The 16,653-nt window shown below is 28.3% G+C and carries 15 protein-coding genes and 1 pseudogene; 3 read left to right on the top strand and 13 right to left on the bottom strand.

The annotated features are described in order from the left end of the window. Positions 1-36: 36 nt before the first annotated feature. The 10 genes and pseudogenes from BN899_RS00350 to BN899_RS20245 all read right to left on the bottom strand — a co-directional run bounded on the left by BN899_RS00350 (position 37) and on the right by BN899_RS20245 (position 13,927). Positions 37-1,140, bottom strand: coding sequence for an acyltransferase family protein (locus BN899_RS00350; protein WP_042271291.1), 1,104 nt, complete (start codon positions 1,138-1,140; stop codon positions 37-39). 165 nt (positions 1,141-1,305) lie between these two features. After that, positions 1,306-3,528 (bottom strand): cell wall-binding repeat-containing protein, encoded by a 2,223-nt coding sequence (locus BN899_RS00345; protein WP_052356467.1) that lies wholly within the window; start codon positions 3,526-3,528, stop codon positions 1,306-1,308. A gap of 151 nt (positions 3,529-3,679) precedes the next feature. Continuing rightward, the gene (locus BN899_RS00340; RefSeq protein ID WP_052356465.1) at positions 3,680-5,896 is read right to left on the bottom strand and encodes a cell wall-binding repeat-containing protein; all 2,217 of its coding nucleotides are present in this window, start codon (positions 5,894-5,896) and stop codon (positions 3,680-3,682) included. 298 nt (positions 5,897-6,194) lie between these two features. Beyond that, positions 6,195-8,537, bottom strand: a complete 2,343-nt coding sequence (gene secA, locus BN899_RS00335; RefSeq protein WP_042271288.1) for a preprotein translocase subunit SecA — start codon at positions 8,535-8,537, stop codon at positions 6,195-6,197. A gap of 201 nt (positions 8,538-8,738) precedes the next feature. After that, positions 8,739-10,277 carry a murein biosynthesis integral membrane protein MurJ gene (gene murJ, locus BN899_RS00330; protein WP_042271285.1) on the bottom strand — a complete coding sequence of 513 codons (1,539 nt, stop codon included), beginning with the start codon at positions 10,275-10,277 and terminating at the stop codon, positions 8,739-8,741. Next, positions 10,270-11,475, bottom strand: coding sequence for a glycosyltransferase (locus BN899_RS00325; RefSeq protein ID WP_042271282.1), 1,206 nt, complete (start codon positions 11,473-11,475; stop codon positions 10,270-10,272). The genes murJ and BN899_RS00325 overlap by 8 nt, the downstream gene beginning before the upstream one ends. Before the next feature lie 4 nt (positions 11,476-11,479). After that, positions 11,480-12,604 (bottom strand): glycosyltransferase family 4 protein, encoded by a 1,125-nt coding sequence (locus tag BN899_RS00320; RefSeq protein WP_052356462.1) that lies wholly within the window; start codon positions 12,602-12,604, stop codon positions 11,480-11,482. Between the two features lie 11 nt (positions 12,605-12,615). Beyond that, positions 12,616-13,038, bottom strand: coding sequence for a UDP binding domain-containing protein (locus BN899_RS20250; RefSeq protein ID WP_330362396.1), 423 nt, complete (start codon positions 13,036-13,038; stop codon positions 12,616-12,618). A gap of 63 nt (positions 13,039-13,101) precedes the next feature. Beyond that, positions 13,102-13,215, bottom strand: a pseudogene (locus BN899_RS20910) (hypothetical protein); the annotation flags it as partial. Then, positions 13,211-13,927: a nucleotide sugar dehydrogenase gene (locus BN899_RS20245; protein ID WP_330362395.1), complete on the bottom strand. Its 717-nt coding sequence runs from the start codon at positions 13,925-13,927 to the stop codon at positions 13,211-13,213. The gene BN899_RS20245 and the pseudogene BN899_RS20910, both read right to left, overlap by 5 nt. Before the next feature lie 169 nt (positions 13,928-14,096). Here BN899_RS20245 and BN899_RS00310 point away from each other — a divergent pair, with 169 nt between their 5' ends. From BN899_RS00310 to BN899_RS00300, 3 genes are all read left to right on the top strand, one after another. After that, on the top strand, positions 14,097-14,318 hold the full coding sequence (locus tag BN899_RS00310; protein ID WP_042271279.1) for a DUF1659 domain-containing protein: 222 nt from the start codon (positions 14,097-14,099) through the stop codon (positions 14,316-14,318). 108 nt (positions 14,319-14,426) lie between these two features. Beyond that, on the top strand, positions 14,427-14,654 hold the full coding sequence (locus BN899_RS00305) for a DUF2922 domain-containing protein (RefSeq protein WP_042271276.1): 228 nt from the start codon (positions 14,427-14,429) through the stop codon (positions 14,652-14,654). A gap of 109 nt (positions 14,655-14,763) precedes the next feature. After that, positions 14,764-15,171, top strand: a complete 408-nt coding sequence (locus tag BN899_RS00300; protein WP_052356460.1) for a YrvL family regulatory protein — start codon at positions 14,764-14,766, stop codon at positions 15,169-15,171. 25 nt (positions 15,172-15,196) lie between these two features. Here BN899_RS00300 and BN899_RS00295 read toward each other — a convergent pair whose 3' ends face one another. From BN899_RS00295 to BN899_RS19175, 3 genes are all read right to left on the bottom strand, one after another. Further along, positions 15,197-16,243 carry a Fic family protein gene (locus tag BN899_RS00295; RefSeq protein ID WP_042271273.1) on the bottom strand — a complete coding sequence of 349 codons (1,047 nt, stop codon included), beginning with the start codon at positions 16,241-16,243 and terminating at the stop codon, positions 15,197-15,199. Positions 16,244-16,388: 145 nt separating this feature from the next. Then, positions 16,389-16,559, bottom strand: a complete 171-nt coding sequence (locus tag BN899_RS20905) for a Mor transcription activator family protein (protein WP_350339257.1) — start codon at positions 16,557-16,559, stop codon at positions 16,389-16,391. Next, the gene (locus BN899_RS19175; protein WP_161628730.1) at positions 16,504-16,647 is read right to left on the bottom strand and encodes a hypothetical protein; all 144 of its coding nucleotides are present in this window, start codon (positions 16,645-16,647) and stop codon (positions 16,504-16,506) included. The genes BN899_RS20905 and BN899_RS19175 overlap by 56 nt, the downstream gene beginning before the upstream one ends. Positions 16,648-16,653: the final 6 nt, after the last annotated feature.

The following is a 16,653-nucleotide window of genomic DNA, read 5'->3' as shown; positions in this document are numbered from 1 at the left end:
CAAAAGAGTTAAGACAATTAATCAAAATATCCTTATTTAAATTTTTATAAATTTATTTTTTCTATACATATAAAGCATTATAATAATCCAAATTACAGCATATAAACTTGAAAATATTATAGAATCGTAAAAATTACCTGCCCATGGTGTTATAAATTCATAAGTTATCCACGTTCTAAGTCCAACGACTTCATTAGTAAAATCACTTAATATATTTACCTTCCATAATGTTTTACTAATAATTTCAAGCATCATATAAATAAATATGGGGCTACTACCAAGTGCTATAATCGGAACAAGTGGCTTATACTTTTTCTTCATATCGCAAATATAATAAAATACTGAAAGTATAATACTAAAAACTCCACCTGTTAATAATACAAAGGAACTAGACCATAACCTCTTGTTGAATAGGAAGTAATTATTAAATAAAAATGCCCCTATAGTAAATATTACTCCTATTAGTATCATGCTAGTAAGTTTGTTTTTTTCAGATTTATTTTTATCTGTAATTATACATCCTAAAACACTTCCTATAAGTACTGAAGATACAGATACGATTGTTGTAATTAGTCCTTCAGGATCAAAGTTAGGCTTATGTAAATGCCCATTCAATAATCTTATGTCTACTATTTGAGCTAAATTTCCTTCCATTTCAAAACCATATGGCTTTGCAATTATGTAGTATAAAGCTATTATTACTAATGAAATACTTAATAATATCGATACTATATTATTATTTTTGTTATTTAATTTTCTTATTCCCAAGTAAAGTAGACTACCTATTAAGTAAGTTATACCTAGTCTTTGTAATACTCCCATTATTCTAATCGTGTTAAGGTCTCTATTTGATAAGTAGTTTAAAAATAGACCGAAAAGTATCATAATGGCAGACCTTCTTATAATGTCTATTATTATTTTATTATTTGAAACTCCCTTTTTGATTTTATTGTTTATTGATATTGGTATTGATACTCCCATGCATATTATGAAAAATGGAAATGCAAAATCAGCAAGTGTTACTCCATTCCATGTAGCATGTTCTAATTGTATGTATCCTCTTTTGACCCCTGGATTGTTTACAATTATCATAAGTAATATTGCTAGTCCCCTAACTATGTCTATTGATTTTATTCTCATTCTAATCCCCCTAAGATTTTGATTATGACTTTTTTATTATATACCTTTATGTGTACTTATTCCATTTATTTCCTTTATTTGAATAAGAAAAATAACTCAAGCAAATAGTATAATTGCATATACCTATTTACTTGAGTTAATAAATTTTATATTACTACTTTCAAATTATCTTAGAGATGATATTACATTTGGATTTATATCTCCACCAACTTCTATTATATTTTTATATCCACTATCTTTAAGAGCATTTATTTGAGATGTAGTCAATTTATTTGTACCTATAACTATAGGAGCATCGTTATTACCAGCCAGACTTCCTACAGACAATGCATCTATAAGTTCATCTGATTTAGTTACTATTATTGTATCTAAATTTTTATAAAATCTTTTAATAACCTCTGCATTAGTTTCTTGTCTATTTACTCCATATATTCTTTTACTTTCTAGGCTAGTATTCGCTATATTTTCAACACTATTTATAATATTTCTAGACATTACTTGCTCTCCACCTATTATATAAATATCTTTTGTGCCTAAATCATCTATAAATTTAATACTTTCTTCTTTTAGCTTATTACCATTAGTTATTACTATTGGCTGTTTATCTTTACATGCCTTTGATAGTACACTCATAGCATCTGCTTCACCTTTATATCCATTAACTAAATATAAGGTACTTACATTAGTAATATTTTGCATATATTTAGCTATTTGTAGTGAAGTATCTTCTCTATTATCTCCAGCTATTCTTATTATATTTTCTCTAGGTATACTTATAGTATTAGATATTTCATTTACTACACTTTCTTGAATGGCATTAGGTCCACCTATTATATAAATCTTAGATGGTTTTAATCTTATTAATTCATTCTTTGTTTCATTTGGTAGTTTATCTTTACGAGCTAGTAAAGTAGAAGAGTTAGTTACTGATGCAAGTGGACCTGATGAAAGACCATCAGAGTAGCTACTTCCATTGACTATAATTACTGAATCTACTTTATTTTGAAATGCTTCTTGACTTACTTTTACGGCTGTATCGTATCTATTATTTCCGATTAGTTTTTTTAGTTTTATATCTTTCATATTACCAGTATCAACATATGATAAATCACTATCTCCGAAATTAGCTATCTCTAAGTTTTTACCTTCATAGGCATCTAACGCTATAGATCCTCCACCCCTTAAGCTTGCTTCACTTCCTGTATATATACGTGGTATTATTTGATCAAATCCATTTTCACCTTTAAATCCATATTTGCCAGTTGGCTCATTAATAGCTAAGGCTACTCTAAAACTTGTAGTAAATTTCCCAAAAGCAATATTAGGGTCAATATATTTTTGGATAACTGATTCTATTGATTTATAGTTATTTTGAGGATTATCTATTATTTCTTTATATATAGAGTTTCCTTGATTTGCTTGTATTCTTAAATATTCCATAAATAAGTATGATAATGAATAGTTAGATAATGTGTCACCATTATAATCCCAGTATAATAAAGAGTGGCCATTAGCTATTGATCTTGATCTGTTATAATAATTTATTCTATTTAATCTTGGCTCTTTTAGATAAACTTGTTCTGCTGCTAATGATAAACCTTCATTTATCCAAGTATCCATATCTTGGCCATTTTCTTCTAATACATTTTCATTATAATTGACCATATGTTGAAATTCATGGGCTAAAACTGGATATACTTCAGAGATATCTTTTTTACTACCAGTACCCATAGATGGATAAGTATCTATATAAAACATTTCACATTTATTAGAGTTTTCTACATTATATAAATCCTTTGGGCTAAAATACCCTTGTGTATATGCATTGGTTGTGTCAAAATTATCTATTATGTCATAGCAAAGTATATTTATCTTTGAATCACCATCTACATCACTTTCATGTCCAAAGTTATTTCTAACAATGTTATAAATATTGTTTTCAAATTCTTTACCAATACTTGTTGCTTCATCTTTGGTAATACTGTCTTTATATACCCATACATTAACTTTATATCCTGAATATTCTAGGTTTGCTGTTATTTTATATTCACTATCATTTCTAAAATTTGTTACATTAAATTCTTTAGTATATCCTACTGTAGATGTGCCATTAGATGATTTAAATTCTTCTATCTTATCAGGAGTGACAAGAGGTGCATTAGTATTATCAAATGGTATAACTTTATCTATAGGATGTATTTCATCTAAGCCACCATCTTCATCCTTTGCATACTCATTTTCATTTATCGGTCCAGTACTTTGATAATTTCTTGTATCTGTTGATTCGTTATTTATTATAATATATCTGTTTTGGTTATTTGTATTAGCATATATCATAGAAGAACTTAGAGCCATAACTAACATTATGGATATAGCTATTTTTTTCAATTTAACCCCTCCATTTTGGCCATATTAGGCGATCATCTTGAGCCCTCATACATTCTATGATTGTCCACTCCTATATGACACTTGCTTAAGTTAACTTTTAACTATTATGGTCTCTAAGCTTCTATTTAGTTTTAAAATATTCTATTTTAAATTATCTTATAGATGAAATCACTCTTGGGCTTATTTTTCCACCTACTTCTATTACATTGCTATAGCCGCTTCCTTTAATAGCCTCAATTTGAGACTGAGTAAGATTATTTGTTCCTATAACTATAGGCGCATCTTTAGTTCCAGCTAAAACTCCTACTGATAATGCATCTATAAGTTCATCTGATCTAGTTACTATTACTGTATCTACATCTTTGTAGAACTTTTTAAATACTTTAGCATTAGTTTCTTGTCTGTTTACTCCGTATATTCTATTTGCTTCTAAATTTGTGCCAACTACGTTTCCAACACTACTTATAAAGCTTGGTGACATAACTAGTTCTCCACCTATAGTATAAATATCTTTGATTCCTGAACTTTTTACCCATTTTAGATTTTCATCTTTTAATTTATTACCATTAGTTATTATTATAGGTTGTTTATCTTTACTTGCTTTTGATACTATACTCATTGCATCGGCTTCACCTTTGTATCCATTTACTAAATATAATCTATTTATACTTCCTATATTTTTCATATATTTTGCTATTTGTAGAGAAGTATCTTCTCTGTTATCTCCAGCTATTCTTACTATATTTTCTTTAGATATATTTATAGTATTAGATATTTCATTTACTACATTATCTTGTATAGCATTTTTCCCACCTACTATATAAATTTTAGATGGTTTTAGTCTTAATAATTCATTTTTTGTTTCATTTGGTAATCTATCTTCACGAGTTAATAAAGTTGAAGAATTTGTTGCTGATGCTAATGGTCCTGATGAAAGACCATCAGAATAGCTACTTCCATTCACTAAAACTACTGAATTCGCTCTATCTTTAAATGTTTCTTGACTAATTTTTACAGCTGTATCATATCTGTTTTCTCCTATTAGTCTTTTAAGTTGAATATCTTTCATATTTCCAGTATCAACATATACTAATTCGCTACCACTGAAGTTAGATGTTTCTACACTTCTTCCTTCAGAAGCATCTAATACTATAGATCCTCCACCTCTTAGGCTTGCTCCACTTCCACTATATGTACGTGGTATTAATTGATCAAATCCATCTTCACCTTTAAATCCATATTTACCAGTTGGTTCATTGATCGCTAAAGCTACTCTAAAGTTTGTCATAAATTTCCCAAAAGTCATATTAGGGTCAATGTATTTTTGAATAACAGATTCTATTGCTTTATAATTATTTTGAGTATTATCTGTTATTTCTTTATATATAGAGTTTCCTTGATTAGTTTGTATTCTCAAGTATTCCATAAATAAGTATGATAATGAATAGTTAGATAATGTATCACCATTATAATCCCAATATAATAAAGAGTGTCCATTTGCTATTGCTCTCGCTCTATTGTAATAATATATTCTATTTAATCTTGGCTCTTTTAGATATAATTGCTCTGCTGCTAATGATAAACCTTCGTTCATCCAAACATCCATATCTTTCCCATTTCCTTTTAATACATTTTCATTGTAATTAACCATATGTTGAAATTCATGGGCTAAAACTGGATATACCTCAGAAATATCTTTTGTACTTCCTGTTCCCATAGATGGATAAGTATCTATATAAAACATTTCTCCGTTATTAGAATTATTTACATTATATAAATCCTTAGGACTAAAATATCCTTGAGTATATGCATTAGTTGTATCAAAGTCATCTATTATGTCATAACAAAGTATACTTATTTTTGAGTTTTTATCTACATCACTTTCGTGTCCAAAGTTATTTCTAATAGTGTTATAAATATTATTTTCAAACTCTTCACCTATGCTTGTTGCTTCCTCTTTAGTAATGCTATCATCATGTACCCATACATCAACTTTATCTCCTGAGTACTTTAAGCTTGCATTAATTTTATAATCTGCACCTGTTTTTAAATTTGATACATTAAAAGATTTTGTACCTTCAACTGCAGACATACTTCTAAGATTATACGGTGATACCTCTTTAGGAGTAGCAAGAGGTGCATTAGTATTATCAAATGGTATAACTTTATCTATAGGATGTATTTCATCTAAGCTTTTTCTACTTTCACCTACATGCTCAATTTCATTTATCGGTCCAGTACTTTGATAAGTTTTTGGATCTGTTGATTCGTTATTTATTATAATGTATCTACCACTTGCTGCACTTGCGTATATGGTAGATGAGCTTATAAATAGTGCTAATATTATAGACATAGCTGTCTTTTTCATGTCAATTCCCCTCATTTCGGCTTTATTTTTCTTTATCTATTATTATCCGACTTAATCTGCCATATGTTTATATTTACTAGCTTATATTTTTATTTTTATTAGTTATTTCCATGTCTGGTAATGGTTACAAATTTGTAGTTTTTTTTGTTTTTGTGTTCTACAATCGCTCGACTTTTTCATATGCTTATAGTATAATCAAATTAAGGAATTAAGAAATTTCTAACATCTCTTATTCCGTATTTCTCACATTAAAAGGCCTTGGACTTTGTCCAAGGCCTTTTGCTTTCTTAAAATCATTTTAGCTAAATTTATATAGATACTTAACTGTTTCTTTTCTTATAGTATCATTTAATTCTTCAAACATATCATATCCTTGAATAGTATATTCTTTAACTGGATCTTTTTGACCTATAGCAGAAAGGCCTATGCATTGTCTTAATTGATCCATTGCATCTATATGATCTATCCAATGTGTATCTACTACTTCTAATAATACCTTTTTCTCTAATGCTTTAAGCTCATCCATACCTACTACGATTTTTTTGAAATCATATACTCTCTTAGATAAATCATAAGTGTATTCTATAATTTCTTCTACACTCTTTTTATCCATATCTGGTATCAATAAAGTATTCTCTGGCATAAAAGTACTATATAAACTTTTTAAATATCCATAGTAATCCTTTTGCTTAACTAAGTATTTATTTGCAGTTTCTTCTATAACTCTTCTAACCATATTTTGTATTTCATTTTCAACACTTACATCATCTAATACCTTATTTCTTTCTGCATAGATAACTTTTCTTTGTTCATTTATTGTATCATCGTATTTTATTACGTTCTTTCTTATTTCAAAGTTACGCCCTTCGATTCCTCTTTGTGCTCTTTCAACAGCTTTTAGTAGATTTTTGCTTTCTAATGGTTGTCCCTTTTCAGCTTTTATTCTATTTGCGATTTTTTCTATACTATTTCCACCATAAAGTTTTATAACTTCATCTTCTAAGCTTACAAAGAATCTAGATGTTCCAGGGTCACCTTGACGACCAGAACGTCCTCTTAGCTGATTATCTATTCTTCTTGTTTCATGTCTTTCAGTACCTATTACATATAATCCACCAAGTTCTTTTACCTCATCTTCTTCAACAAGGTCTCCATCACCTAAAGATATATCAGTACCACGACCAGCCATATTAGTAGCTATTGTCACAGCTCCTAATTTACCAGCTTTTTTAACTATATCAGCTTCGCTTGAGTGATTTTTAGCATTTAATACTTCATGCTTTATACCCTTTTTACTTAATAATCCTGATAAGTATTCAGATTTATCAATAGAAACTGTTCCAACAAGTACAGGTTGTTTAGTAGCATGTATTTTTGCTATTTCATTTACAACAGCTTCATACTTTTCTTCTTCAGTTCTAAATACTAAGTCATTTAAATCTGCTCTTAATATTGGCTTATTAGTTGGTATTGTAACAACATTTATATTATAAGTAGATTGAAACTCTGCTTCTTCAGTTTTAGCAGTACCAGTCATTCCTGATAATTTCTTATACATTCTAAAGAAGTTTTGGAAAGTTACAGTAGCTAAAGTTTTTGATTCTCTTTTAATCTCAACTCTTTCTTTGGCCTCTATTGCCTGGTGAAGACCATCTGAGTATCTTCTTCCATCCATTATTCTTCCTGTAAATTCATCTACTATCATTATTTCATTATTTTTTACTACATAGTCTACATCTTTTTCCATTAATTTATTAGCTCTTAAAGCTTGGTTTATATGATGATATATTTCTATGTTTTCTATATTAGTTATATTATCAATGCCAAAGAAACTTTCAGATTTTTTAAGTCCACTTTCCGTAAGGGCTATTGTATTATCTTTTTCTTCTATTTCATAGTCATCAGGGGCTAAACTTTCAACAAAAGCATTTGCTATATCATATAATTTAGTACTTTCTTCTCCAGTACCAGATATTATAAGAGGTGTTCTAGCTTCATCTATAAGTATAGAGTCAACCTCATCTACTATTGCAAAGTTTAGTTCTCTTTGAACTTTATCTTCATTTCTAGTTACCATATTATCTCTTAGATAATCAAATCCATATTCATTATTAGTTCCATATATTATGTCTGAATCATATTGTGCTTTTCTCTCAATTGGATCTTGACCATGTATTATAACTCCTACAGACATACCTAAGAATTCATATACTGGTTGCATTATTTCTTTATCACGTTTTGCTAAGTAATCATTTACTGTTACAACGTGTACCCCTTTTTCTGATAAAGCATTTAAATAAACAGGAGCTACTGCCACTAGTGTTTTACCTTCACCAGTTCTCATCTCAGCTATTTTTCCTTGATGTAATACGATTCCACCTATAAGCTGTACTCTGTATTGTCTCATACCTAGTACCCTTTTACATGCTTCTCTTACTACTGCAAAAGCTTCAACTAAAATATCATCTAAAGTTTCCCCTTTATTTAATCTATCTTTAAATATATTTGTCATATTTTTTAATTCATCATCACTAAGATCTTGAATTTTAGCTTCGTTGTCGTCAATAGCATCTACTATTTTATTTAATACCCTTATCTCGGCTTCATCTGCTTTGTTCATTATTTTGTCTAAAACTGACATATCTTACTCCTCCTTAAATATACTACAAATTATATTATACATTAATTGTACTAATAATTGTTTCATTTTCGATTTTTAGTAGACATTTTTTGCAATATAGGGTACAATTAAAAGTACTTAAAATAGAAAACATCTCTTTTTTAAGTATTTCTCACACAAAAAGCATCATTCGTACTTGTACGAATGATGCTTTTTAATTTTCTATCTTTTTAACCTTTTTCTTATTAAATCGGTTATTATTTTCACTTCTTCAACCTTTAATATTACAACTAGCAATCCATAGACTACTACCCCAGCAATTATTGCTCCAAATAGGCTTATTACGTTTGACATGAAACCTACTCCTAATAAACTACTTAGTAATTTATTAGTTATTAAGGCTGCTATCCCCATAATAATTGATGCAATGAGTGACTTAATAGTAGACTTAATTATTTTGTCTTGTCCAAAATATCCTATTCTCTTTTTTAAGCTATTAAATAATAAGAATGTACATATAAGTGCAGATATACTTGTTGCAAAAGCAAGTCCAGCGTGCCCCATAAATTTCACTAGCATCAAGTTAAGTACTATATTCATAGACATTGCAATTGCTCCATTTATCATAGGGGTTTTAGTATCTTGAAGTGAATAAAACACCTTCCCTAATATATCCCTAAGACCAAATGCAACCATACCTATAGAATAAAATACAAGTGCTATTGAAGTCATAGCTGTTGCTCTTTCATCAAAGGCACCTCTTTCAAATAAAAGCTTAACAATAGGTGTTGATAGTACCATAGCACCTACAGAAATTGGAACTACTAATAATACAACACTATTTACACTACTTACTACCGACTCTGTGAACTTTTCATCATTCTTTTCAGATGATAATTTAGAAAGCATAGGATATATAACAGCCCCTAAAGTTGCTATAAATAATCCCATAACAAAGCCATTTAATCTATTAGCATAGTTAAGGGCAGATATACTACCTTCTGCTAAAGTTGACGCTAAAGTTCTATCTACTACTGCATTCATTTGGTTAACAAATACTCCAATAAATACTGGACCTACTAACCATATCATCTTTTTAACATACTCATCTTTTAGATTAAGTATTGGTTTATATTTATATCCTTTTTTAGCTGCAAAAGGTACTTGAAATAAAAATTGACTACCCATAGCAAGTAGCGTACCTATTGCTAATACGTATATATTAGTTTTTACACTTAATATTATAGATGTAATTATTATTATATTATAAGGTACACCTACAAGACCTGGTATTATAAAGTTTTCTTTTGTTTGAAGATAAGAAGACATAATCTTTGTTACAGCTAAGAATAGTCCTCCAAACATCATTATTCTAGTAAATTGTACTGCCATTTTAAATTGTTCTGCTTCAAATCCAATTGCAAATAACTTAACTAATGGTTCCGTAAAAATCATACCTAGTATTGCCATTAAACTTCCTAATACTAGAACTATATTTAATGTGTTATTAATAAACTTTATACCTTTTTCTTCTCCACCTAATGTTCTATTTTCATAGTATAGTGGTATGAAAGTTGTTGCAAGTCCTGTCCCTATTACTGAAAATAAAGTTATAGGTATATTCATAGCAGTTATATAAACATCACTATAAGAAGTCGCTCCATAAGCAGCACCTAAAACTAACTCTCTACCAAAACCTAAGCATTTAGATAGCATAGTAACTATCATAAGACCTATTGTTGCTTTAGCTACTTTACTCATGTAGGCCTCCTTTATATATGCTTGTTTCATCTTTTGCAATATTTTCCCATGAGAAATTATCTACAACAGATTCTACTAAATTACTTTTAATATATTCCTTATCTAATACATTACATACTTTGTCTGCAAATCTTGTTTCAAAGTTATCTCCATCATCTACAAGAAACTCTTTACTTTCTATAGCTTCACAAATTCCTCCTACATTACTAGCTACAACTCTAGTACCACAAGCATTTGCCTCTACTATAACTAATCCAAATCCTTCATTTCTACTTGGAAGCACCATTATATCCATTACATTCATATAATTTTTTACTTCATCTACATTAGCATTTCCAGTGAAAACTACATCTAGATTTTTTTCTTTAGATTTATTTATCATAGATGATTTTAGTTCACCATCTCCTACTACTAAAAAGCTTATATCTAAATTCGGTTTATTATTTCTTATATTTTCAAATATTTCTATTAACTTATCTGCTCTTTTTACTTTGTTTAAATTCCCAACAAAGCCTATTACAGTGTTCTTTAAGTTTAGTTTTTCTTTAATACTATCTTTTTCTTTTATATCTATTGGATAGAATTTATCTATATTTACTCCATTTTTAGTTATAATATAGTTTTCTTTTTTATATCCAAGTTTTTTAGCATCTAAGTATAATTTATTACTTACAAATATATTTTTATAAGCGTTATTCATTACCTCTAATACTTGATTTTTTATATGAGGATTTTTAACTGGCATAGTATGTACATCACTACCATGGTAAGTTACTATATATGGCTTATTAAATAACTTATTTATAAAATAAGCTATTCTTCCATGAGGATAACCCCAGTGAGCACTTATTAAGTCATACTTTTTTATATCATTTTTATGTTTTTTAAGCATTGGTAAATAGTTAAACTTATCTAAATTAATCTTTTCTATAAATTTATTTATTAGCCCTACTTTTATATAAATCTTTTTATATATTAAACCTTCATGAATAAATTCATCGGCTCCTTTAGTTCTTACTTCCTTATTTTTAAGTTTTTTTAGTAACTTCATAAGTCCTGCATCTACAAATTGTATGCAGTAAATTCCGTAATCTCTTACTTCTTCATCCTTTACAATTTCCTTTAATTTCTCATGAGTTGCAGTAAATAATCCTTTTCTATTATTCTCATTCATATTTACTAAATATAAAATCTTCATAAACTTACCTTCCCGAATATATTTCATAGTACGTTTTAGCAATATTTTCCCATACAAATGATTTTCTTAGTTCACCTTCTAGGTTCTCTAAGTTGATTTTAGAATTTGTTATATCTTTAATCTTTTCAACTATCTCATCTACATCATCATACTTAACGCTAAAACCTACTTCACCCTCTTTGAAATATCCATCAAACCCTTGATTTCTTGTATATATAACAGGTAACCCTTGACTTATAGCTTCTATATAAACAAGACCAAAAGTTTCATACTTTGAAGGCATTATAAATATATCACTATTTCTATATAAACCTATTATTTCTTCTTTATTCATAAACCCATGTAGTTTAATCATGTCTTTGTATTCGTTATTTGATACTTCTTTTATTCTTTCTAACTCCGCCCCATTTCCTACTATATCTAAAGTAGATTTATACCCTAGTTCATTTAATTTTTTAACAACTTTCATAGACGTATCTAAGTTTTTGTTTTTATCTAACTTTCCTACGTATATTAACTTTAAGTTATTTTTATCTATAGCTTTAGATTTCATATTAAGATTATCAAACCAAAACTTATCTATACCATTTGGAATTACTACTGATTTTTCTTCTATAGATTTTTTTAGTTCATCTGGAATATAATTATCAATTACATGTTCTTTATATCTTGATGAAATAAATATTATTTGCTTAGCATTTTCAAGAATCTTTACACCTATTTTTCTTAAATGTGGCATCTTCTTGAAAAACGTATTAACATCAGTATTTCTTACTGCAACTATATAATCTATATTTTTTTCCTTCTTTAGTTTATATGAAACATATCCATTTACAAATAAAGAATGTGCATGTGATATATCTATACTATCTAAATCTATTTTATTTTTTATATCATTATATATTTTCTTATTTTTCAATCTAAAACTTACTCTATCAATTTTATTAAAACATTTAGAGTAAATATATTTTGTTTTTTCATTATCAGTTCCACTAAATTTATTAATTAAATCATCAGAATTGACTGGTATATAAACATCTTGATTAATACCTAATTCTTCTAAGTTCTCTACTAAATTTCTATATAACTTTGAAGTTATATAATAGGAACATACATGTAATACTTTCATATCTTACCTCACTATAATCTCCAGTATATTAATCCTCTATTTTGAGCTTCTTTTTTATCATACATTCCCTTTATATCTATTAATACTTTACTTCCCTCAGTAAACATAGACTCTATATCATCTAAAGTAATATTTTTAAGTTCATTATGAGCAACAGCAGTAACTACTGCATCTACATCTTTTAAATCTTCTTTAGAGTTAAGTTTTATTCCATAATGTTCAAAAGCTTCTTTTTCATCAGCTACAGGATCATATATTAAAACTTCTATTCCGTACTCTTTTAATTCTTCTATTATATCTATAACCTTTGTATTTCTAGTGTCTGGGCAGTTTTCTTTGAAAGTTAATCCCATTAGTGCTACCTTTGCACCTTTTATTTGCTTTTCAGCTTTTATAAGGCTTTTGATAGTATTTTCAGCTACATACTTAGCCATACCATCATTTATTTTTCTACCTGCTAATATTATTTGAGAATGGTATCCTAATTCTTCTGCTTTATATATAAAGTAATATGGATCAACTCCTATACAGTGTCCCCCAACTAAACCTGGAGTAAAGTTTAAGAAGTTCCACTTAGTTCCAGCTGCTTTAAGAACTGCCTTAGTATCAATAATCCATCTTGTTAAATACCATTGCTAATTCATTCATAAAAGCTATATTTATATCCCTTTGAGAGTTTTCTATAACCTTAGCAGCCTCAGCAACCTTTATACTTTCTGCTCTATAAACACCAGCTTCTATAATTATTTCATAAACTTTTGCTACTATATCTAAAGTTTCATCATCACATCCTGAAACTATCTTCACTATTGTAGTTAATCTATTTACCTTATCCCCTGGATTTATTCTCTCTGGAGAATATCCAATTTTAAAATCTTGTCCATATTTTAAACCTGAAATTTTTTCAAGTATTGGTATACATATATCTTCAGTTGTCCCTGGATATACTGTTGATTCGTATACTATTACTGAACCCTTTGTAAGATTTCTAGCAACAGTTTCAGTCGCACCTATAACTGGCTTTAAATCCGGAGTCTTGTCACTATTTATAGGAGTTGGAACAGCCACTATATGAAACTTAGCTTCCTTTAATTTAGACTCATCATTTGTAAATTCAACAGTTGTATTTTTTAATTCACAGTCCCCAACTTCTTTTGTTACATCGACACCATTTATATATGAATTAACCTTTTCTTCATTTATATCAAACCCGATTACATTAACATGCTTTGCAAATTCTACAGCTAGTGGTATACCAACATAACCTAGACCAACTACTGATATTTTTTCATCCCTTTTTAATATATCATTATATAAATTCATGTTATTCCTCCAACGCTTTATGTTCTATTTATATATTATACCACTGTACAAATAAATTAGAATATTTCTTTAGAAATTAGTTGAAAACTGTAGATTTAACTTATTTAATACTATATAAGTATAGGCAGTACATAAAGTATTTGCTAAAAATTTAAAGGGGGTATTTAAGATGGCTCTAGTAATAACTAAAAATCCATCAGGATTAAAAATGAGATTTGACTGTGGTAAAAATGAAAATGGTAAGACAGTAGTAAAAAATAAGACTTACTCAAATGTTAAAGCTACTGCTAGCAACGAAGATGTATATGAAGTTGCAACTGCAATAGCTAATCTTCAAGAACATACATTAATGGAAGTTTGTAAAATAGACAACACTTCTATAGAAGAATAAAATTCGCTGCGCTCATGTCGCTCAAGTGGTTCGCCCACACGTGGCTCAAACGACCTAAAAACCAGGTCCGTTGCTCAAAATTTATAAAGGTTAATAGGAGGGTATATTATGGAAAGTAAAACTAAATTAATAATGACTTTTAAGGCTAATGATGATAAAAGGATATCTATATCAGTGGATAATCCAAGAGCTGATTTAAATGAAGCAGAAATAATTTCAGCTATGGAAATTATATTGGCAAGGGATATATTTGCTCCAAATGGTGCAACTCTTGTTTCTTTAATAGAAGCTAAGGTTGTTACCACTGATACAACTGAATATGATTTAGCTCTATAAGGAATAAAAGTGGCTGATAAATTTATCAGCCATTTTTATTTTTTTGTTATTTCTCTCATTTAAATTCCTTCAAATATATTATATAATAATTCCGTATGGGAGGAATTTTATGGAAAGCTTTAAGAAGACAAAAGACACTATAAGTATGGTTGTTGCTGGATCTATATTACTAGCAGTAATCTTTGTATTAACGTTCGTTTTCGGAGGAATACTTCTATCATTATTAGGATTTGAATATGATAGTTTATCATCACTAGCAAAGTTTTTTATTATATATGTTCTTATAGGTCTACCATTGGATTTAGTAGTAGAATGCTTTTTTAGAGTTTTAAAAGATGTAAAAGGTCTTACAAACACTCAGCGAAATGCACTTTATTTTACTATAGATGTACCTTTAAATATGATAATAATAGGAGTATTAGAATCTACTATAGATGGTATTTCTTGTTCTATATTAACGGCATTTTTATTTTCAGTAATATGTTGTTTATTTGGATTTTTCTTAGATAAAAAATAAAAAAGGGCTTATTAATTAGCCCTTTTTACTTTAATTTTTTCCACTTAGCATTTCTACCCTTACCTACTACTTCTATTTTACCTTCTTTTTTTAGCTTATCAAAAACTCTATTTACAGTAGATTCAGCAACATCAGGACAAATAGTTCTTATCTTCTCTTTAGTAAAGTAACCTAAAACTCCTTCAATAGCCTTTTCTACTCTATCACTTTTGCTCCCTTTTGTATTTATAACAATTCCAACCCTATCTTCAAATTCTTTATAAGCTCTTAAAATTGTACCTAAAAAATACTCTAACCATATATTTATATTATGTTGTCCATCATGCCATAGCATAGACGACTTATTTAAAGCCTCATAGTATGTTTCCTTGCTATCTTCTATTATTTTCTCAATAGATATAAATCTACCTACTTCATATCCACTTCTATATAAAAGTAATAATGTTAATAATCTAGACATTCTACCATTTCCATCATTAAATGGATGTATACATAAAAAATCTAGTATAAACAATCCTATAAGGATTAATGGTTCTACATTTTCCTTGCTAATTTCATAATTGTAAAATTTGCATAGTTCTTCCATGTATCCGCTTGTATAAAAAACATCTACTGGTTCAAATCTTACAAACTTGCTACCATTGGGTAATGTTTCTTCTATTATATTATTAGAACTTTTATATTTACCTCCATTAGACGGTGAAAATTTATATAAATCTCTATGTAACTGCAATATTACACTTGAGCTTATTGGTATCGCATCATATGCACTATGTATAGTATTTAGCACATCTCTATATCCTGCAATTTCACTTTCACTTCTATCTTTCGGTTCTACCTTATTACTCATTATTTCACTCAATCTTTTACTAGATGTATATATTCCCTCAATTCTATTTGAAGATTCCGTACTTTGTATAATAGATACCTCTTTTAAAGTATTTAACATCTGAGGAGACTGTTGATTATATAGTTCTTGTTTTCCTTTATATTCATTTATTGAGGTTAATAATCTTACTATATTCATAGGTAGTGCTATATTTTGTAATTTGTTATTTTCTATAGATTTCATTTTACCACTCCAGTTATATATTAATATTATCATTTTATCATAAACATATTCATTTTTGTCAAAATGAATATGTTTATTTGTAATTTAATATATTCATCTAAATAAAAACATACTCATTTTTGTTAAAATGAGTATGTTTTTATTTTTAACTTTCTTTAATTAGAGTTCTTAAATGCATCTCACTAATTCCAAATTTTTGAGCAAGTTCTCTAGCATTTTTACCATTATAATTTTTCTTTATCTCTCTATTTCTACTAGATCTAAGTACACTTTTTTTTACTTGGAAAATATAAATGAATTCCTCCAAACTTATCACAAAAGTCAATAAACATCTCCACCCCCATAAACTCACAAATATCTTTAAGATCACAAGGTATATCATCAATTCTAAAATCTTTGTACATACAAGC

Source organism: Faecalimicrobium dakarense (assembly GCF_000499525.1).
In the GTDB taxonomy this organism is placed as follows: Bacteria; Bacillota; Clostridia; order Peptostreptococcales; family Peptostreptococcaceae; genus Faecalimicrobium; species Faecalimicrobium dakarense.
The sequence above is the reverse complement of the archived record's forward strand: the minus strand, read 5'-3'. Positions and strand labels throughout refer to the sequence as shown.

Bases quoted from the DNA above. Each gene is read 5' to 3' on its own strand.
- BN899_RS00350 (WP_042271291.1), bottom strand. From the start codon at position 1,140: ATGAGAATAAAATCAATAGACATAGTTAGGGGACTAGCAATATTACTT.
- BN899_RS00340 (WP_052356465.1), bottom strand. From the start codon at position 5,896: ATGAAAAAGACAGCTATGTCTATAATATTAGCACTATTTATAAGCTCA.
- secA (WP_042271288.1), bottom strand. From the start codon at position 8,537: ATGTCAGTTTTAGACAAAATAATGAACAAAGCAGATGAAGCCGAGATA.
- murJ (WP_042271285.1), bottom strand. From the start codon at position 10,277: ATGAGTAAAGTAGCTAAAGCAACAATAGGTCTTATGATAGTTACTATG.
- BN899_RS00325 (WP_042271282.1), bottom strand. From the start codon at position 11,475: ATGAAGATTTTATATTTAGTAAATATGAATGAGAATAATAGAAAAGGA.
- BN899_RS00320 (WP_052356462.1), bottom strand. From the start codon at position 12,604: ATGAAAGTATTACATGTATGTTCCTATTATATAACTTCAAAGTTATAT.
- BN899_RS20250 (WP_330362396.1), bottom strand. From the start codon at position 13,038: ATGGCTAAGTATGTAGCTGAAAATACTATCAAAAGCCTTATAAAAGCT.
- BN899_RS20245 (WP_330362395.1), bottom strand. From the start codon at position 13,927: ATGAATTTATATAATGATATATTAAAAAGGGATGAAAAAATATCAGTA.
- BN899_RS00310 (WP_042271279.1), top strand. From the start codon at position 14,097: ATGGCTCTAGTAATAACTAAAAATCCATCAGGATTAAAAATGAGATTT.
- BN899_RS00305 (WP_042271276.1), top strand. From the start codon at position 14,427: ATGGAAAGTAAAACTAAATTAATAATGACTTTTAAGGCTAATGATGAT.
- BN899_RS00300 (WP_052356460.1), top strand. From the start codon at position 14,764: ATGGAAAGCTTTAAGAAGACAAAAGACACTATAAGTATGGTTGTTGCT.
- BN899_RS00295 (WP_042271273.1), bottom strand. From the start codon at position 16,243: ATGAAATCTATAGAAAATAACAAATTACAAAATATAGCACTACCTATG.
- BN899_RS19175 (WP_161628730.1), bottom strand. From the start codon at position 16,647: ATGTACAAAGATTTTAGAATTGATGATATACCTTGTGATCTTAAAGAT.